Source organism: Kutzneria sp. CA-103260 (assembly GCF_018263855.1).
Taxonomy (GTDB): Bacteria; Actinomycetota; Actinomycetes; order Mycobacteriales; family Pseudonocardiaceae; genus Kutzneria.
On record NZ_CP073318.1, the window covers coordinates 5932013 to 5950228 of the forward strand.

Here is an 18216-nt window from a genome sequence, read left to right on the forward strand (position 1 = left end):
TGCAACGAATCGCTGTCAGAATCTCGAACAGCGCAACAAACAGGTGCAATACGCAACGTAGACCGGATGAAATCACCGTGACAGGCCATCTAGCCTTGCACCATGACCGCCACCATCGACACCCCCACCACGGCCGCCGGTTACGTCGACCTCGACGAGCGGTGGAGCACGCACAACTACCACCCGCTGCCGGTCGTCATCGCCGAAGGCAACGGCGCCTGGGTGACCGATGTCGACGGCAACCGGTACCTGGACTTCCTGTCCGGCTACTCGGCCCTGAACTTCGGACACCGCCACCCCGCGCTGGTCGCCGCGGCCGTCGAGCAGCTCGGCCGGGTCACGCTGACCAGCCGGGCCTTCCACCACGACCAGTTCGGCCTGTTCTGCCGCGAGCTGGCCGAGCTCACCGGCACCGACCTGGTGCTGCCGATGAACTCCGGCGCGGAGGCCGTCGAGTCGGCCATCAAGGTCGCCCGCAAGTGGGCCTACCAGGTCAAGGGCCTGCCCGCCGGCACCGCGCAGATCGTGGTCGCCGGGTCCAACTTCCACGGCCGCACCACCACGATCGTGTCGTTCTCCACCGACGACACCGCGCGGGCCGACTTCGGGCCGTTCACGCCGGGCTTCACCGTGGTCAAGTACGGCGACCTGGACGCGATGGCCGACGCGATCACCGACCACACCGCGGCCGTGCTGATCGAGCCGATCCAGGGCGAGGCCGGCGTGGTCGTGCCGCCGGCCGGCTACCTGGCCGGCATCCGGCGGCTGTGCGACGAGCGCAACGTGCTGATGATCGCCGACGAGATCCAGTCCGGCCTGGCCCGCACCGGCGAGCTGCTGGCCCTGGACCACGAGGGCGTGCGGGCCGACCTGTACACGCTGGGCAAGGCGCTGGGCGGCGGCATCATGCCGGTGTCGGCCGTGGTCGGCCGGGCCGACGTGTTGGGCGTGCTGCGCCCGGGTGAGCACGGCTCGACCTTCGGCGGCAACCCGCTGGCCTGCGCGGTAGGCCGGGCCGTGGTCCGGCTGCTGGCCACCGGCGAGTTCCAGCAGCGCTCCCGCGAGCTCGGCGCGTACCTGCACGGGCGGCTGAACGAACTGGTCGGCCACGGCGTGGCCGAGGTCCGCGGTCGCGGCCTGTGGGCCGGCGTGGAGATCGCCCCCGGCGGTCCGGCCGGCCGGGTCGCCTCCGAGGCGCTGGCCAAGCAGGGCGTGCTGTGCAAGGAAACCCACGACACCACGCTGCGGGTCGCGCCGCCGTTGGTCATCACCCAGGAGGAGATCGACCGGGGCGTGGCGGCGATTTCCAACGTTATAGGTAGGTAAAATGCCGTACCGCTTGTGACCCACGTCATGAGACGTTGACGGCATGGACACGGCATCAGTGGCGCGGCTGGGCATCGAGGACCTGGCCGCGTGCCTCGATCTCGCCGCCGACCGGCAGTGGCCGAGGGAGCGGCGCAAGTGGTCGTTCCTGCTCACCACCGGCGAGGCGTACGGGCTGCGGGACGAGAAGGACCTGGCCGGCTCGGTGGTGCTGAGCCGGTTCGGCCCCCGTTTGGCCTGGGTCGGCATGATGCTGGTGGCCCAGCGGTGGAACGGTCGCGGTCTCGGCCGCACTCTGATGCGCTACGCCATGGACCGCGCCGGGGCCGGCACGATCGCCTTGTACGCCACCGAAGCCGGCCGGCCGCTGTACGAGTCGCTGGGCTTCCGCGTGACCGGAACTGTCTCCACCCATCGCGGCCGCTTCCTCGGCACCGGCGCCCGCACCGGCCGCACCCGCCCGTTCACCCCGGCCGACCTGCCCGCCGTGCAGCGCCTCGACGCCGAGGTCACCGGGGCCGACCGCCGGCGTCTGCTGACCGGATACCTCCGCTTCGCCGGCCAGGTCCGGGTTCTTGAGGCCGACGGCGTGATCACCGGCTACGCCGGCTCGTGGCGTGACGGCGAAGCCGTGGTGGTCGGCCCGGTGATCGCCGCCGACCTGGCCGACGCAAAGACCCTGGTCACCGACGTCGCCTCCACTGTGGACGGTCCGGTGCGGCTGGACACCGACCGCCCCTTCCTGGCCGCCTGGGCCGTCACGCAGGGCCTGGCCCGGGCGTTCGAGGTGACGACCATGGTGCACGGCAACGACTTGCCCGGTGACCGGTCCCGGCTGTTCACGCCACTCATGCAGGCGCTGGGTTAGCGGAAACCGCCCGAGGCGTGCACCACCTCGCCGGTGATCCAGCGCGCGTCCTCGGAGGCCAGGAACACCGCCACCGGCCCGATGTCCGCCGGCGTGCCGGCGCGGCCGAACACGCTGCGCGCCGCCATCGCCCCGGAGTCCAGCACGCCCAGCGCCGCCGCGCCCTCGGTCTCCGTCGCCCCCGGCGCGATGGCGTTGACGCGGATGCCCTTCGGTCCGAACTCCTGGGCGGCGATGCGGGTCAGCGACGTCAACGCCGCCTTGGTGGACGTGTAGAGCGCGCTGCCTGGGTTGTTGGTGTCGACGCCGGCCGTGGTCACGTTGATGATGCTGCCGCCCCGCTCGGGCGCCTGCCGCAGGTACTCCTGGATGGTCAGGAACGGCCCCAGCACGTTGGTGTCGTACTGGCGGCGGAACTCCTTCTCGGTGACGTCCCCGATGGGCTGGAAGCTGAACACGGCGGCGTTGTTGACCAGGATGTCCACCGGTCCCGCCGTGTCGAACATCCGGCGCACGTCGGCGGCGTCGCCGACGTCGCCCTGCACCGCGACGGCCCGGTCCCCAATGGCGGCAACGGTTTCCTCGGCCGCGCGCCGGTCATGGCCGTAGTTGACGACCACTCGCGCGCCGGCGGCGGCCATGGCCGCCGCGATGCCGCGGCCGATTCCCTTGCTGCCCCCGGTGATCAGGGCGGTTCGATCGTGAAGCGAGGTCATACCGGTCACCGTAGGAAACGCGCTATCCGCGGGGAAGTACGTACCTTTGGGTAAGCTCGGGGCATGACCCCGCACTGCCCGGGACAGCCGGTGTTCGACACGGTCACCAGCCGGTGGGGCGCGCCGATCCTGCTCGCGCTGGGTGAGCGGCCGCACCGGTTCGCCCAGCTGCGGGACCGCCTGACCGGCGTCAGCGAGAAGATGCTCGCCCAGACGCTGCGCACGCTGGCCGTCCGGGGTTTCGTGCACCGCGCCGCGACCACGACCGTGCCGCCGCAGGTGACCTACAGCCTCACGCCGCTGGGCCAGGACCTCTCGCCGAAGCTGCGAGACCTGGTCGTGTGGCTGGGCGCCAACGCCGTGGACCCGCCGGCCGATGCCGCCTCGCCACGCACCTGAGACCCGGTCACCCGGGGTGAGGGACACTGCTCCACCACGGTTGACTTCGAGTTAAACCTTGTGTCGGACAAAGTCGGGTGATTGTCTCCGGAACCGGTGACAACCGAAAAGCCGCCGCCGCGGTTCATCAGCGTGAACAAAGGACTTTCGCGTGATGCGCACCCGATTGCTGTTGACCATCGCCGTCGCGGCCGCCGCGGCCGTGCTGCCGGCGACAAGCACGGCCACCGCGGCCCCGGCGGTTCCGCCCGCTCCCGTCCCGGCCCCGAACCCGACCACCGTGCACGAATGGCTGACCACGCCGGGCGTGACCACGCCGACCGACGTGCAACTGCCGCTCAACGACACCGTGACCAAGAGTCCGGTCACCGTGCACGTGGACCCGAACGTCAGATACCAGTCCGTGTCCGGCTTCGGCGCGGCGATCACCGACTCCTCGGCGCACGTGCTCTACGGACTGACGCCGGACAACCGTGACGCCGTCATGAGGAACCTGTTCGACCCGAAGACCGGTGCCGGCATCGACTTCCTGCGCCAGCCCATCGGCGCCTCGGACTTCGCCGTCGGCCAGGACTACAGCTACGACGACCTGCCGGCCGGCCAGACCGACTACCAGATGAAGCACTTCTCCATCCAGCACGACGAAGCGCAGATCCTGCCGCTGCTGCGCCAGGCCCTCAAGCTCAACCCGCGCATCCAGGTGGTGGCCAGCCCGTGGAGCATGCCGGGCTGGATGAAGACCTCCGGCTCGATGATCGACGGCAAGCTCATCGACGACCCGCGGATCTACCGGGCCTACGCGCTGTACCTGGTGAAGTTCATCCAGGCCTACCAGCGGGCCGGCGTGCCGGTGGACTACCTCACCGTGCAGAACGAGCCGCAGGCGTTGGAGCGCAAGAACTATCCCGGCACCGACCTGCCCTGGGCCCAGGAGGCCAAGGTGATCGAGGCGCTCGGGCCGGCCATCCGCGACGCCGGGCTGCGCACCAAGATCCTTGCCTTCGACCACAACTGGTCGGAGCACCCCGGTGACGTCTCCTCGCACCAGCGCGCCGGCGAGGACCCGGAGCCGAACTACCCGTACGACCTGCTCGGCACCGACGCCTACCGCTGGGTCGCCGGCACCGCCTATCACTGCTACTACGGGGATCCGACCGCGCAGACCGGGCTGAAGGCCGCCTTCCCGGGCAAGGACATCTTCATGACCGAGTGCGAGGGCGGCGACTCCGACACGATCATCGGCGTGATGCGGAACTGGGGCCGCAGCTCCATCGACTGGAACATCGCGCTGGACGAGAACCACGGCCCGCACCTGGGCGGCTGCGGCACCTGCAACGGCACCATCACGGTCAACTCGGTGACCAAGGAGGTCACCTACAACGACCAGTACCGGGACATCGAGCACTTCTCGAAGTTCGTACCGGCTGGCGCGGTGCACATCGGGAGCACCGTCGACGCCACGTCCACCAAGGGCGCGCCGCTGGAGACGGTCGCGTTCACCAACCCGGACCACTCCACGGTTCTGGTCGCCCTCAACACCGGCACCACGACCCAGAGCTTCACCGTCGCCTACGGCACCCACTCGTTCGACGTCACCCTGCCGGCGGGCGGCGCCGTAACCTACCAATGGCCACACGTCAACTAATCGATGTTGTGAAAGGACCATTCCTGACGTTCAACGTGAGGAATGGTCCTTTCCAAGCGGTGCCGGCGGCGAAGTCAGCGCTCGGTGACCTGGGGCGGGGAGGGGATCTTGTAGCCGGTGCCGCCGAAGTTGTGCTGCAGCGAGGACTGCCAGGCGCCGGTGCTGATCATCTTGGTGATGGCGTCGTCGATCTTGGCCACGGAGGCGTTGTCGCCCTTGCGGACCCCGATGCCGTAGCGCTCCTGGGTGAACGGCTTGCCGACGACCCGCAGCAGCTCCGGGTTCTGCGCGGCGTAGCCGGCCAGGATGAGGTCGTCGGTGGTGACGGCGTCGACGATGTTGGCCAGCAGCGCGGTGATGCACTCGGAGAAGTGCGCGTACTCCACGAGCCGGGTCTGGGCGGCGAACTTGTCCTTCACCTCCTGCGCGGAGGTGGTGCCGGCGACCGAGCACAGGCGCTTGCCGTTGAGCGACTCGGGACCGGTGATGCTGGTGTCGGACAGCCGGGTCAGCAGGTCCTGCCCGGCCACGAAGTACGGGCCGGCGAAGGAGATCACCTGCTTGCGCTTGTCGGTGATGGAGTAGGTCTCCACCACCATGTCGGCCGAACCGTTCTCCAGCACGGTCTCCCGGTCCGCGGAGACCGTGCTGCGCCAGGTGATGCCGCTGGGGTCGACGCCGAGCTCCTTGGCCACGAACTGGGCCACGTCGATGTCGAAGCCGGTGTAGTCCCCGTTGAGGCCCTTGAGGCTGCTACCCGGCTGGTCCTCGGCGATGGCGATGGTCAGGTGCCCGCCGGATGCCTTGCCGATCACGGTGTCGCTACTGCCGGAAGCGCTGCCGCAGGCGGCGGCGACCAGCGCGACCGCGAGCAGCGCTGGCAGTCGACGTAACCACGCGTTGGTCGCCATCATCCACCACACAGTTGTCAGGTCGTCAGGACGCAGGCGAACTTAGGGGGTGACCCGGTAGGCCGTCCAGACCAAACCGCGTGCCGGCTTCAGACTCGTGACCGAAAGTCACCTCGCCCGGACCACCCGGCCCTCGTCCCACACGGGTTCGTTCACCTCGTGAACTTTTCCATCCGCGCCGAACAGCAGGAAACGGTCGAACGACCGGGAGAACCACCGGTCGTGGGTCACGGCCACGACGGTGCCGGTGAACTCCTCCAACGCGTCCTGCAACGCCTCGGCCGAGGTGAGGTCGAGGTTGTCGGTCGGCTCGTCCAGCAACAGCAGCGTGGCGCCGGACAGTTCCAACAGCAGGATCTGGAACCGCGCCTGCTGCCCGCCGGACAGCGTCTCGAACCGCTGGTCGCCGCTGGCGGCCAGGCCGTACCGGCTCAGCACCGACATCGCCGCCCCGCGGTCCAGCCCCTTGCGGCCGTCTTCCCCGTGCCACAACACATCCACCAGCGTGCGGCCGATCCACTCGGGATGCTCGTGGGTCTGCGCGAACAGCCCCGGCACCACCCGCGCGCCCAGCCGGTACGAGCCGGTGTGCGCGACCTCCTGACTTCCTTTCGAGCCGCCGCCCAGCAGCCGCAGGAAGTGGCTCTTGCCGGAACCGTTGGAGCCCAGCACCGCCACCCGGTCGCCGAAGAACACCTCGGCGTCGAACGGCTTCATCAGGCCGGACAGCTCCAGCCGCTCGCAGGTGATCGCCCGGACGCCGGTCCGCGCGCCGCGCAGCCGCGGCTTGACCTCGTGCTCCTGCGGCAGCTCCGGCGGCCGCGGGCTCTCCTCGTACTTGCGCAGCCGGGTCTGCATCGCGCGGTACCGCGACGCCATGTCCGGGCTGCTCGCCGCCTGCCGCTGGAGTTCCTTGACCAGCTCGATGAGCCGCTCGTGCTCCTCGTCCCACCGCTTGTGCAGCTCGGCGACCCGGGCCCAGCGGGCCGCGCGGGCCTCGTGCCAGGTGCCGAACCCGCCGCCGTGCACCCAGGTCGTGCGGGCCTCCAGCGCGACGATGTGGGTGGCGGCGTTGGCCAGCAGCTCGCGGTCGTGGCTGACCAGCAGCACGGCCTTGTTCGACTCGCGGAGACGTTCCTCCAGCCAGCGCTTGCCCGGCACGTCGAGGTAGTTGTCCGGCTCGTCGAGCATCAGCACCTGGTCGTTGCCGCGCAGCAGGGCCTCCAGCACGAGCCGCTTCTGCTCGCCGCCGGACATCGTGCGCACGCCCCGGAACCGGGCCCGGTCGTACGGAATGCCCAGCGCGGCCACCGTGACGACGTCCCAGAGCACTTCGAGGTCGTAGCCGCCGAGCTCGCCCCACGTCGCCAGCGCGTCGGCGTAGCGCATCTGCGTCGGCTCGTCGTCGGTTTCCATCAGCGCCAGCTCGACCTCGTCGAGCTCCTTGGCGGCGGCCCGCAGCGGCGGCGCGGCCACCGCCAGCAGCAGGTCGCGGACCGTGGACTCGTCCCGCACCGAGCCGATGAACTGCGGCATCACGCCGAGCCCGCCCTGCACCACCACACCGCCCGCGGCCGGCGTCAGCTCGCCGGACAGGATGCGCAGCAACGTCGTCTTGCCGGCGCCGTTCTCGCCGACGATCGCGGCGACCTGACCCTGCGAGACGCGGAACGTGACGTCGTTGAACAGCTGCCGGCCGTCGGAGAGCTGATAGGCGAGCCCGCCGGCCTCAAGAAACCCCATGGGGGTCATAGTGACCTGGCGGGCCCGCCCGGAGCTAATCGTTACTTGGGCGAATCGTTACTTGCTGGGGTCCAGCACCAGCTTGCCGACGGTCTTGCGGCTGCGGATGTCGATGTGCGCCTGGGCGGCGTCGGACAGCGCGTAGTCGCCGCCCAGCAGCGGCTTGAGCTTGTTGGTGGCCACCAGCCCGAACAGCTCGTTCATGGCGTCCTTCATCATGGCCGGTCGGCGGAAGCAGTCCTGCAGCCAGAAGCCGACCACCGACTTGGAGTGCGCCATCAGCTTGTTCAGCACCACCGGCGAGCCCATGGACCGCGAGGCCGCGCCGTAGGCGACGATCCGGCCGAAGCTGTCCAGGGCGCTCAGCGAGGCGTCGAACACGCCGCCGCCGGTCATCTCCAGCACGATGTCGACGCGCTTGCCGTTGTTGGCCTCGATCAGCCGCTCGGCCAGCGTGTCCTCGGGGTCGGCGTCGATCGCCACGTCCGCGCCGAGGTCGACGGCCAGGCCCCGCTTGCCCTCCGTCGAGGCGGTCCCGATGACCCGGCCGGCGCCCCACAGCTTGGCCAGCTGCACGGCCAGCGTGCCCACGCCGCCGGCCGCGGAGATCACCACAACCGACTCGCCGGCCTGCATGTGGGTGGAGGTGCGCAGCAGGTGCCAGGCGGTGGCGCCCTGCACGATCAGGGCCAGCGCGGCCGCGTCGGAGACGCCGTCGGGCACGTCGAAGGCCAGGTGCGGGTAGGCCAGGGCGTACTCGGCGTAGCCGCCACCGCTGCTCAGGGCGACCACGCGGCGGCCGTCCTCGGTGCGGCCGACGATCTCGCCGCCCGGCACGAACGGCAGCTTCTGGTCGGCCAGATAGGAGTTCTCGGCCTGGTGGGTGTCGGCGTAGTTGATGCCGGCCCGGTCGACCTTCACCAGCAGCTGGCCGTCCGCCGGCACCGGTGTCGGCAGCTCCACCACCTTGAGCACCTCGGGCCCACCGAACTCGCTCACCTGCACCGCACGCACCGTCAGACTCCTTCGTCGCCGTTCCGTACGCCGTACGGTACAGTGTACGGAATGACGACGACAGCCCGGACGAGGGTGCCCCGCAACACAGTGAGCGCGGAGCTCATCGTCACTGCCGCGCTGAGGCTGCTCGACCAGGTCGGCGTCGAGGCGTTCAGCGTCCGCGCCCTGGCCAAGGAGCTCGGGGTCGCGCCGATGACGCTGTACACCTACTTCCGGGGCAAGGACGAGTTGCTGGATGCCGTGCGCGACCACGCGCTCGGCAACGCCGCCCTGACCACCGCGTACGGCGGCTGGCAGCACCAGGTGCGCACCATCTGCCGGCGGCTGCGCGGCCAGATCCTGGAGCACCCGTGCCTGACCTCGCTGCTCCAGCAGCGTCCGCTGGCCGGGCACGAGTCGGCCGAATCGGCGGAGTCGCTGCTGCGAGCCCTGGTCGAGGCCGGCTTCAACGAGGAGAACGCGGCGCGGGCGTACACCACGCTGCTGGGCTTCGTGGTCGGCGTGACCACGCTGGAGGTCCGGCTGCTGGAGGAGAACTCCGACCCGGAGCGGCGCGAGAAGGTCCGGGAAATCATGTCCGGGCTGCCGGCCGACCGCTTCCCCCAGCTGGTCGCGCACACCCCGGCGCTGCGCCACACCATCGGCGGCGACGTCCAGTTCGAGTTCGGACTGGACCTGGTGATCGCCGGCATGGAGCAGCGTCTGATACTGAGCCCATGATGGAAGTTGTCTCGTGAACAAGGTGGAGCTTCCCGACGGCACATCGCTGCCGCCTCGGCACCCCGACGCGCCCGCGCCCGGCGTGGAACTGCCCGTGCACTACTCGAAGTGCTTCGGCTGCGGTGACATCGACAGCGGCCTGCACCTGCGGGCCCGGGCCGGCGACGGGCTCACCGTGGACGGCCGGTTCCACGTCACCGAGCACCACCAGGGCGCGCCCGGCCTGGCCCACGGCGGGCTGCTGGCCTGCGCGTTCGACGAGGTGCTGGGCATGCTCGGCATGCTCACCCACATCCCGGCCGTGACCGGGCGGCTGGAGACCGACTTCCGGCGCCCCGTGCCGGTCGGCTCGGTGCTGCACATCCGGGCCCAGGTCGACGGCGTGATCGGCCGCCGGATCTACACCAGCGCCGTCGGCCGGCTCAACGCCGACGACGGCCAGGTCGCGGTGAACGCCCAGGGCCTGTTCATCGAGGTCGGGCTGGAGCACTTCACCAAGCACGGCCGCGGCCTCGAAGGCCGCGACTTCGAAGTCAACCCCTGACCCCGGCCTCGCGGGACAGGGCGATCAGCCGCGAGATGGCCCGCAGGTACTTCTTGCGGTAGCCGCCGCGCAGCATCTCCTCGGTGAACAGCTCGTCCAGCGGCTGCCCCGACACCGCGACCGGCACCGCGCGGTCGTACAGGCGGTCGGCGAAGGCCACCAGCCGCAGCGCCACGTCCTGGTCCGGGGCCGCGTGCACGTTCCGCAGGTGCACCGCCGTCACGTCCGAGACCAGGCGTCCGTAGCGGGACGGGTGCAGCTTGGCCAGGTGCGCGCACAGGGCGTCGAAGTCGTCCACAGTGGACCCCGGCGTCGCCTCGGCGCTCTTCTCCAGCTGCTCGTCGGTCATCGGGTCCGGGGCGTCGGGCAGGCCGCGGTGCCGGTAGTCGGGGCCGTCGACCCTGATGACCTCGAACTGCTGGGACAGGCTGCGGATCTCGCGCAGGAAGTCGTCCGCCGCGAACCGCCCCTCCCCCAGCTTCTCCGGCAGCGTGTTCGAGGTCGCCGCCACGTACGTGCCGGCCGCCGTCAGCTCCTGGAGCAGGCGCGTGACCAGCGTCGTGTCGCCCGGGTCGTCCAGCTCGAACTCGTCGATCGCCAGCAGACGGTGCTCCGACAGTCGCTTGACCGCCTCCATGAAGCCAAGAGCGCCCACCAGGTGCGTCAGCTCCACGAAGGTGCCGTAGGCCTTGGGGCCCGGCACCGCGTGCCACAGCGAGGCCAGCAGGTGCGTCTTGCCCACGCCGAAGCCGCCGTCCAGATACAGGCCGCGCTTGCCCTGCTCCTTGGCCGCGAACAGCGACTTCACCCAGGACCTGGACTGGCTGGCCTTGGCGATCTTGTCGGCGAAGGCCTTGCCCGCCTGCACCGCCGCCGCCTGACTCGGCTCGTCCGGGTTCGGGATGTACGTGTCGAAGCCGACGTCCCCGAAGCGGGGCGGCGGCACCATCGCCGCCACGATCTCGTCCCCGCTGATCGTGGGATGCCGGTCGATCAGGCGCGGGGTGGTCATGCCCGAATCGTAGTGTCGTGCTGGGATGCTCCCGTGCGCATGCTCCTGCCTGAGGCCCGTGACATCGACGACATCGAGCTCGAACGGCTCTACGACTACCCGTCCGAGCTGTCCCGGCCCTGGGTGCAGGTGAACTTCGTCTCCAGCCCCGACGGCGCGGTCACCCTCGGCGGCAAGTCCCAGGGCCTGTCCGGGCCGGCCGACAAGAAGGTCTTCATGCTCGGCCGGACGCTCGCCGACGTCATCCTGGTCGGGGCCGGCACCGCCGCCATCGAGGGCTACGCCGGCGTCCAGTCCGGCGAGGTCCGGGCCGCCGTCCGCGCACGCCTCGGCCTGGCTCCCGTGCCGCCCATCGCCGTCGTCTCCCGCCAGGCCACCCTCGACCCGGCCTCGGACCTCATCGCCTCCCCCTTGGCCCCCACCATCGTCTTCACCTGCTCCGCCGCCCCCGCCTCCCGTCTGGAGGCCCTCTCCGCCGCCGGGGCCGAGGTCGTCATCACCGGCGACTCCGACGTGAATCTCTCCGTCGCCCTGGCCGAGCTCTCCCGCCGCCGCCTGCACCGCGTCAGCTGCGAAGGCGGCCCGCACCTGTTCGGCTCGCTCATCGAGGCCGGCCTCGTCGACCAGCTCTGCCTCACCGTTTCCCCCCGCCTCGCCGGCGGCGACGCCAGCCGCATCGCTGTCGGCCCTCCCCCGGCGGCCCCCCTCGAACTCGACCTCGCCTCCGTCCTCACCGACGACGGCTTCCTCATGCTCCGCTACCGCTCCCGCCGAGCGGGGTGAGGAAGGTCGGGAGGTTCGACCCGCCCACCCGCGAAAACTCGGCTTCCCCACCCAACATTCGGGTCGAATCCGGGTTCCCACCCACCGGTCGGGTCGGCTCGGTCGCCGCACTCACCGCGCGGGTGGGAACCGGCCGCCGACCGCCGCCATCCGGCGGCCGAGGTTCCTCCGTTCGCGGGCTGACCCCGGCGGTTGTTCGTGCCGATAACATCAGGTTCGCCGGCGAGGTCCGCTCCACCCGACCGCATGATCTAATGATCTTGTTGTCGGCTGAAGCAGTTCGGTCGGAGGTGAGCAGTGCGGCGTCACGTCCAGCCACGGGCCGGGTCCATGGCCCGCACCGAGGCCTGCCTGGTGGACTGCCTGATCGCGCTCACCTGGTTCCTGTTGCTCGGCGGAGTGGCGATCGGGCTGCGCGAGTTAGGCCTCGAACCGCACTGGACAGCCTCCAGCGAGCTGTCCGCGGACCTGGTCACGCTGGCCCTCGGCCTGGTGCCGGTCGGCATCTACCTGGTGCTCACCGAGACCAGCCGCCGCCAGGGCAGCCTCGGCAAGCGCCGCGTCGGACTCCGGGTCGTCCGCGCCGACGGCACCCGGGCCAACGCCTGGCAGCTGGCCCTGCGCACGGCCATCAAGCTCAGCCCCTGGTTCCTCGCCCATCTCGGGCTCAGCCGCCTCTGGATGCACCTCGGCACCGAGCAGACCGCGTGCTTCTGCCTGTTCTGCGTCTACGTCATCGTGCCGGTCAGCATCGGCCTGGCCCTCGTGCACCCGCAGCGCCGGGCCCTGCACGACTGGCTCACCGGCACCCGCGTCGTCGGCGACTGAGTCAGCGCTGCTGGAGCTTGGCCAGGGTGAGCACCTCGCCGCGGATGCCCCAGCCGCCGTCGACGACCTCGTCGACGAGGACCATGGTGTTGTCCCGGGCGGCGTCGCCGAACAGCCCGGCGTACAGGTCGGTGACCTTGGTGACGAGTTCTTCCTTCTGCTGCGCGGAAAGCAGGCCGGCGGGGACCTTCAGGTTGGCGAACGGCATGATCGACTCCAAGGGTTGTGTTCCGTTGTGGACACCGTCGACTCTGCGCGATCCGACCGACCGTAACCAGGCGCTGTTGATCCGGGGGACGCCGTCCCCTGGCTAGCGGACGGGTGTCGGATGAGACTGGGGCCGTGGACCTTGTCGAGCTGGGGCTGTTCCTGCAATCGCGGCGTGCGCGGATAACGCCGGCCGAGGTGGGGCTGCCGACCGGCCCGCGGCGGCGGGTGCCGGGGCTGCGGCGGGACGAGGTCGCACAGCTGGCGGGCGCCTCCGTCGACTACTACACCGAGCTGGAACGCGGTCGTGGGGCGCAGCCGTCGACGCAGATGCTGGCCGCGCTGGCCCGGGCGCTGCGCCTCGACTTCGACGAGCGCGAGCACCTGTTCCGCCTCGCCGGACGGCCGGCCCCCGCTGGCGGCGGCCCCTCCGCGCACATCGCCCCGGCCATGCTGGCGCTGCTCGACCGGCTCGACGAGACGCCCGCCCGGATCATCACCGACCTGCACGAGACGCTGGTGCAGAACCGGCTCGCCACCGCCCTGCTCGGCCCGGCCGATCCGGACAGCTTCGTGGCGCGGTGGTTCACGGATCCCGGCTGCCGGTCGATCTACCCCGAGGCCGACCACCCGCACCACGCCAAGGTCCTGGTGGCCGACCTGCGTGCGGCCGTGGCACGACGAGGCGACGACGGATCGGCCACCGCGCTGGTGACCCGACTTCGCAGCGCCAGCAAGGAGTTCGCCGCGCTGTGGGACACCGGGGACGTGGCCGTGCGGCGAGGCGAGCGCAAGCGGGTCAACCACCCGGAGCTGGGCGTGGTCGACATCCACTGCCAGAACCTGTTCAGCGAGGACGGCCGGCAACGGCTCCAGTTCTTCACCGCCCCGCCCGGCAGCCCGGCGGTCGAGCAGCTGAAGCTGTTGTCGGTCATCGGAGTCCAGGAGTTCGCCGACCCCAGCTGATCGCGCCCCCGGAGACGAACCGCCGTCGCTCCGGGGCCTTGTCTCGTTGTGTCGGCTACTTGAGGCCGGCGGCGTCCATGCCGCGCAGCTCCTTCTTCAGGTCGGCGATCTCGTCGCGGATCCGGCCGGCCAGCTCGAACTGGAGGTCCCGCGCCGCCGCCATCATCTGGTCGGTGAGCTGCTGCACGAGGTCGGCCAGCTCGGCCCGCGGCATGTTCTTGACGTCCCGCTCCACCAGCACGCCCGGCGACACGGCCTTGCCGTCGCCGGTGGCCCGCTTGCCCCGCGAGGAGTTCCGGCCGGAGCCGCCGACCTTGACCTCCTCGCTGTCCTCGGCCTCGGCGTACACCTTGTCCAGGATGTCGGCGATCTTCTTGCGCAGCGGCTGCGGGTCGATGCCCTTCTCGGTGTTGTAGGCGATCTGCTTGGCCCGCCGGCGGTTGGTCTCGTCGATGGCGTACTGCATCGAGTCGGTGATCTTGTCGGCGTACATGTGCACCTCGCCCGACACGTTACGGGCGGCACGGCCGATGGTCTGGATCAACGAGGTCCCGGAGCGCAGGAAGCCCTCCTTGTCGGCGTCGAGGATCGCCACCAGCGACACCTCGGGCAGGTCCAGGCCCTCCCGCAGCAGGTTGATGCCGACCAGCACGTCGTAGTCGCCCAGCCGCAGCTGCCGCAGCAGCTCGACCCGCCGCAGGGTGTCCACTTCGGAGTGCAGGTACCGGACCCGGATACCCAGCTCCAGCAGGTAGTCGGTGAGGTCCTCGGCCATCTTCTTGGTCAGGGTGGTGACCAGCACGCGCTCGTCCCGCTCGGCCCGCACCCGGATCTCGTGCACCAGGTCGTCGATCTGGCCCTCGGTCGGCTTGATCACCACCTGCGGGTCGACCAGGCCGGTCGGGCGGATCACCTGCTCCACGAACTCGCCGCCGGCCTGCCCCATCTCGTACGGGCCGGGCGTCGCCGACAGGTACAGCGTCTGGCCGATCCGGTCCTGGAACTCCTCCCAGGTCAGCGGCCGGTTGTCCAGCGCGCTGGGCAGCCGGAAGCCGTGCTCGACCAGGTTGCGCTTGCGGGACGCGTCGCCCTCGTACATGCCGCCGATCTGCGGCACGGTCACGTGCGACTCGTCGATGACCAGCAGGAAGTCCTCGGGGAAGTAGTCGATCAGGGTGGCCGGCGCGCTGCCGGCGCCGCGGCCGTCGATGTGCCGGGAGTAGTTCTCGATGCCGGAGCAGAAGCCGACCTGGCGCATCATCTCGATGTCGTAGGTGGTGCGCATGCGCAGCCGCTGCGCCTCCAGCAGCTTGCCCTGCTTCTCCATCCGGGCCAGCGACTCGGCCAGCTCGGCCTCGATGCCGGCGATGGCCTTCTCCATCCGCTCCGGCCCGGCCACGTAGTGCGTCGCCGGGAAGATCCGCAGCTCGTCCACCTCGCGCACGATGTCGCCGGTCAGCGGGTGCAGGTAGTACAGCCGGTCGATCTCGTCGCCGAAGAACTCGACCCGCACGGCCAGCTCCTCGTAGGCCGGGATGATCTCCACGGTGTCGCCGCGCACCCGGAACGTGCCACGGGCGAACGCGATGTCGTTGCGGGTGTACTGCACGTCGACCAGGGCCCGCAGGAACAGGTCGCGCTCCACCTCGCCGCCGACCTTCAGCTGCACCGAGCGGTCCAGGTAGGACTGGGGCGTGCCCAGGCCGTAGATGCACGACACCGAGGCCACCACGATGGTGTCCCGCCGGGTCAGCAGGCTCATCGTGGCCGAGTGGCGCAGCCGCTCCACGTCCTCGTTGATCGAGGAGTCCTTCTCGATGTAGGTGTCGGTCTGCGGGATGTAGGCCTCGGGCTGGTAGTAGTCGTAGTAGCTGACGAAGTACTCCACGGCGTTGTCCGGGAAGAACCCCTTCAGCTCGTTGGCCAGCTGCGCGGCCAGCGTCTTGTTGGGGGCCATCACCAGCGTCGGCCGCTGCAGCTTCTCCACCAGCCAGGCCGTGGTGGCCGACTTGCCGGTGCCGGTGGCGCCCAGCAGCACCACGTCCGGCTCACCCTTCTTCAGCCGCTGCTCCAGCTCGGCGATGGCCTGCGGCTGGTCGCCCGACGGCTGGTAGTCGGCGACCACCCTGAACCGCCCGTCGGCGCGCGGGATGTCGCTGACCGGCCGGAACTGCGAGGACGCGAGCACAGGTGAATCTGCCACGCCCCCAAGAGTAGGACGCACCCCTGACAGTTTCATGGCGCCGCCTTCGGCAGCGCGGCTCGGCCCCCGGGTAGCCGATGCCTCGCCCTTGCCGGATTTCGCCCGCCGCATCCAGCTACCTGGTGAGGCACGTCGGGTGGCGGCGGCCGAAATCCGCCAACCAGGCGAAGCATCGGCGGGGCCTCGCGCTGTCGTGTCGACAAGGTTCAGTGCGCGTGATCCAAATCACTACCCGCCAACCTAATGGGCGCGCAAACATCCTTCATGTATCGGATCCACCACGGCACGGCGATATTCATCCGCCATTTCGCCGCACCGTTGAACCGGGAGGCTCTTTCATGCGTTCCACCATTGCTGTCGGGTTGGTCTGCGCCGCCGGGGCGGTCATGCTGAGCGCCTGTGGAGGTGCCCAGATCAGCGCCACGATCACCCCGTCGACCAGCGGGAACAGCAGCACCAGCGCGCCGGCGCCGACCACCACCGCGCAGGCCTCCGACAACGGCGGAAGCTCGACGCAAACGGGCGGCAATGGCACTCAGCAGGTGGTGTCCAGCAATCCGTCGAACTGCAAGTCGGGCGAGCTGAAACTGACCTTCGGGCACGACTCCGACCACGCGATGCAGAAGACGTACACCTCGCTCCAGTTCACCAATGTCGGCCAGCGCACCTGCACGCTGCAGGGCTTCCCGGGCGTCTCCTACGTGACCGGCGACAACGGCCAGCAGGTCGGCCTGGCCGCCAACCGCACCGGCAACCTCGGCGCGGCCGTCACGCTCCGTCCCGGCGGCAGCACCAACGCCGGCCTGGTCATGGTGAACCCGGACCCCTACCCGGCCGACCAGTGCAAGCAGGTCGACGTGCGCGGCCTGCGGGTCTACCCGCCGAACGAGACCGCCGCGATGTTCCTGCCGACCTCGGGCGCGACCTGCTCCGGCAACGTCGGCCCGCTGCTCACCGTGAGCAGCGTCGGCACCTCCGCCACGAGTTGACCGAACGCCACCGGTCGGCAGCGGACGGAATATGACCCTGCCGGAGGATGGCAGCGGAGCCTCGCAGGTCACACGATGTCGGCATGACCGTCGAACTGCCCACCCAGGTCCGGACCGAGACCCACGTCCACCCGCCGAAGGTCGAGCTGTTCGACGTGGATGCGATGACCAACACGGACCCCAAGCGCCAGGTGCGGGCGGTCGACGAGTACCGACGCGCCGAACACGGCCTCTACATGTCGCGCGCCGTGGTCGGGCACCCGAAGCTGAAGCACTTCGAGTCATGGCTGCTACCAGGGCACGGCCTGCGGGTCACCAAGCAGAGCTGGTGGCCGGGACACGAGCGGGACTTCGACTTCTACGTCGACGTGGTCCGCGTGCAGCCCGGCGAGCGGGTGTGGCGGACCGTGGACCTCTACCTGGACCTGTTGGTGCGCACCGGCCGTGAGGTCGAGGTGCTGGACACCGACGAGCTGATGGCCGCCGTCCGGCTGGGTGTGCTCAGCGCCCAGGACGCCCAGTCGGCCCTGGAGGTCACCTACCGGGCGGTGGCCGGGATCGCTGCGCACGGTTACGACATCCAGCGGTGGCTGGCCGCCGAGGACGTTCACCTCACCTGGGCCAATAGCTGATGGCGGGATTCGAGGTCAAGAGCCGTTCGACTGATCAGGACTCTCGCAACCCATTCGGTATCCAAACGGCCACAATGCGTGATGTAACGAATCGACCCGGACGGTCACCACACGAACACCTAGGGCTACCCTCGGGTCGCGTGGGAACGGTCATCACTCCGCAGCTGGTCGACACCGTCGACACCTTCACCGGGGTCCGGAGCTATTCGTCCGGCGGCACCAGGCACCTGACGACATGCCAGGTGGAACGGTGGGGACTCCGGATGGAATGTCCGACACCCGAGGACCCGTTCTCCGACGGCGAGGTCACCTGGCTGCTGCCCGACCTGGGCCTGCGCCTGACCCACCTGCGCTCGCGGTCCCGGCACGGCCGGCCGACGCCGAGCACCCTGACCGCCGTGCGGGTGCAGCGTGACTCCCGCTCGTGGCGCACCACCGACCTGCTGCTAGGGCTGGCCGTGCCGGGCGGCACCACCGCCCGCATCGTGCGCTCCGAGGAGTTCGCCGCCGCCGTCGCCGGCCGGGTGCTCCGCCCCGGGGACGCCGACCTGGCGCTGCGCACCGTGCACCGGACGCTCGAGGAGATCAGCCACTTCCGCCACGACCTCAACGCGTGGCTGAACCACCTGGACATCTTCGACGTCTGGCCGCCCCTGTAAGGACTTGCTCGCCCGGTAGCGCGTCCCGGGCGAAGTCGCAGTGGCCGA

19 protein-coding genes are annotated in these 18216 nt (G+C 70.1%); 12 read left to right on the top strand and 7 right to left on the bottom strand.

Features of this window, described 5'->3' with window-relative positions; genetic code table 11:
* Positions 1 to 102 precede the first annotated feature (102 nt).
* Both rocD and JJ691_RS25925 read left to right on the top strand, forming a co-directional pair.
* Complete coding sequence (gene rocD, locus JJ691_RS25920) at positions 103 to 1326, top strand: ornithine--oxo-acid transaminase (RefSeq protein WP_211762250.1); 1224 nt, start codon at positions 103 to 105, stop codon at positions 1324 to 1326.
* 43 nt (positions 1327 to 1369) lie between these two features.
* Positions 1370 to 2194 carry a GNAT family N-acetyltransferase gene (locus tag JJ691_RS25925; protein WP_211762251.1) on the top strand — a complete coding sequence of 275 codons (825 nt, stop codon included), beginning with the start codon at positions 1370 to 1372 and terminating at the stop codon, positions 2192 to 2194.
* On the opposite strand, the gene JJ691_RS25930 is transcribed toward JJ691_RS25925, so the two are convergent.
* Positions 2191 to 2910: an SDR family NAD(P)-dependent oxidoreductase gene (locus JJ691_RS25930; RefSeq protein ID WP_211762252.1), complete on the bottom strand. Its 720-nt coding sequence runs from the start codon at positions 2908 to 2910 to the stop codon at positions 2191 to 2193. The two genes, JJ691_RS25925 and JJ691_RS25930, sit on opposite strands and share 4 nt — an antisense overlap.
* A 63-nt stretch (positions 2911 to 2973) precedes the next feature.
* Between JJ691_RS25930 and JJ691_RS25935 the strand changes: the two genes are divergently transcribed.
* Together JJ691_RS25935 and JJ691_RS25940 are read left to right on the top strand one after the other, a co-directional pair.
* The gene (locus JJ691_RS25935; protein ID WP_211762253.1) at positions 2974 to 3309 is read left to right on the top strand and encodes a winged helix-turn-helix transcriptional regulator; all 336 of its coding nucleotides are present in this window, start codon (positions 2974 to 2976) and stop codon (positions 3307 to 3309) included.
* Positions 3310 to 3463: 154 nt separating this feature from the next.
* On the top strand, positions 3464 to 4954 hold the full coding sequence (locus tag JJ691_RS25940) for a glycoside hydrolase family 30 protein (protein ID WP_249228272.1): 1491 nt from the start codon (positions 3464 to 3466) through the stop codon (positions 4952 to 4954).
* 74 nt (positions 4955 to 5028) lie between these two features.
* Here JJ691_RS25940 and JJ691_RS25945 read toward each other — a convergent pair whose 3' ends face one another.
* From JJ691_RS25945 to JJ691_RS25955, 3 genes are all read right to left on the bottom strand, one after another.
* Complete coding sequence (locus tag JJ691_RS25945; protein WP_211762255.1) at positions 5029 to 5865, bottom strand: glutamate ABC transporter substrate-binding protein; 837 nt, start codon at positions 5863 to 5865, stop codon at positions 5029 to 5031.
* A 108-nt stretch (positions 5866 to 5973) separates the two neighbouring features.
* Complete coding sequence (locus JJ691_RS25950; protein ID WP_211762256.1) at positions 5974 to 7608, bottom strand: ABC-F family ATP-binding cassette domain-containing protein; 1635 nt, start codon at positions 7606 to 7608, stop codon at positions 5974 to 5976.
* Between the two features lie 57 nt (positions 7609 to 7665).
* Positions 7666 to 8622, bottom strand: coding sequence for a quinone oxidoreductase family protein (locus JJ691_RS25955; RefSeq protein ID WP_211762257.1), 957 nt, complete (start codon positions 8620 to 8622; stop codon positions 7666 to 7668).
* Positions 8623 to 8673: 51 nt separating this feature from the next.
* Between JJ691_RS25955 and JJ691_RS25960 the strand changes: the two genes are divergently transcribed.
* A complete protein-coding gene (locus JJ691_RS25960) occupies positions 8674 to 9345 on the top strand; it encodes a TetR/AcrR family transcriptional regulator (RefSeq protein WP_211762258.1) in 672 nt (223 codons plus the stop codon).
* 13 nt (positions 9346 to 9358) lie between these two features.
* A complete protein-coding gene (locus JJ691_RS25965; protein WP_249227013.1) occupies positions 9359 to 9889 on the top strand; it encodes a PaaI family thioesterase in 531 nt (176 codons plus the stop codon).
* Here JJ691_RS25965 and zapE read toward each other — a convergent pair.
* On the bottom strand, positions 9879 to 10901 hold the full coding sequence (zapE, locus tag JJ691_RS25970; protein ID WP_211762259.1) for a cell division protein ZapE: 1023 nt from the start codon (positions 10899 to 10901) through the stop codon (positions 9879 to 9881). The genes JJ691_RS25965 and zapE overlap by 11 nt on opposite strands.
* 39 nt (positions 10902 to 10940) lie before the next feature.
* Between zapE and JJ691_RS25975 the strand changes: the two genes are divergently transcribed.
* Both JJ691_RS25975 and JJ691_RS25980 read left to right on the top strand, forming a co-directional pair.
* Positions 10941 to 11684 carry a pyrimidine reductase family protein gene (locus tag JJ691_RS25975; RefSeq protein WP_211771714.1) on the top strand — a complete coding sequence of 248 codons (744 nt, stop codon included), beginning with the start codon at positions 10941 to 10943 and terminating at the stop codon, positions 11682 to 11684.
* 297 nt (positions 11685 to 11981) lie between these two features.
* Positions 11982 to 12512 carry an RDD family protein gene (locus JJ691_RS25980; protein ID WP_211762260.1) on the top strand — a complete coding sequence of 177 codons (531 nt, stop codon included), beginning with the start codon at positions 11982 to 11984 and terminating at the stop codon, positions 12510 to 12512.
* A gap of 1 nt (position 12513) precedes the next feature.
* Here JJ691_RS25980 and JJ691_RS25985 read toward each other — a convergent pair whose 3' ends face one another.
* Positions 12514 to 12720, bottom strand: coding sequence for a tautomerase family protein (locus JJ691_RS25985; protein WP_211762261.1), 207 nt, complete (start codon positions 12718 to 12720; stop codon positions 12514 to 12516).
* Positions 12721 to 12854: 134 nt separating this feature from the next.
* On the opposite strand from JJ691_RS25985, the gene JJ691_RS25990 reads away from it, so the two are divergent.
* A complete protein-coding gene (locus tag JJ691_RS25990) occupies positions 12855 to 13685 on the top strand; it encodes an MmyB family transcriptional regulator (protein WP_211762262.1) in 831 nt (276 codons plus the stop codon).
* A gap of 55 nt (positions 13686 to 13740) precedes the next feature.
* Here the strand turns inward: JJ691_RS25990 and uvrB are convergent, their stop codons facing one another.
* Positions 13741 to 15888, bottom strand: a complete 2148-nt coding sequence (gene uvrB / locus JJ691_RS25995) for an excinuclease ABC subunit UvrB (protein ID WP_442912428.1) — start codon at positions 15886 to 15888, stop codon at positions 13741 to 13743.
* Positions 15889 to 16226: 338 nt separating this feature from the next.
* Here uvrB and JJ691_RS26000 point away from each other — a divergent pair, with 338 nt between their 5' ends.
* The 3 genes from JJ691_RS26000 to JJ691_RS26010 all read left to right on the top strand — a co-directional run bounded on the left by JJ691_RS26000 (position 16227) and on the right by JJ691_RS26010 (position 18168).
* Positions 16227 to 16877, top strand: a complete 651-nt coding sequence (locus JJ691_RS26000) for a DUF4232 domain-containing protein (RefSeq protein WP_211762264.1) — start codon at positions 16227 to 16229, stop codon at positions 16875 to 16877.
* A gap of 83 nt (positions 16878 to 16960) precedes the next feature.
* On the top strand, positions 16961 to 17509 hold the full coding sequence (locus JJ691_RS26005; protein ID WP_211762265.1) for a DUF402 domain-containing protein: 549 nt from the start codon (positions 16961 to 16963) through the stop codon (positions 17507 to 17509).
* A gap of 140 nt (positions 17510 to 17649) precedes the next feature.
* Positions 17650 to 18168: a DUF402 domain-containing protein gene (locus tag JJ691_RS26010; RefSeq protein ID WP_211762266.1), complete on the top strand. Its 519-nt coding sequence runs from the start codon at positions 17650 to 17652 to the stop codon at positions 18166 to 18168.
* Positions 18169 to 18216: the final 48 nt, after the last annotated feature.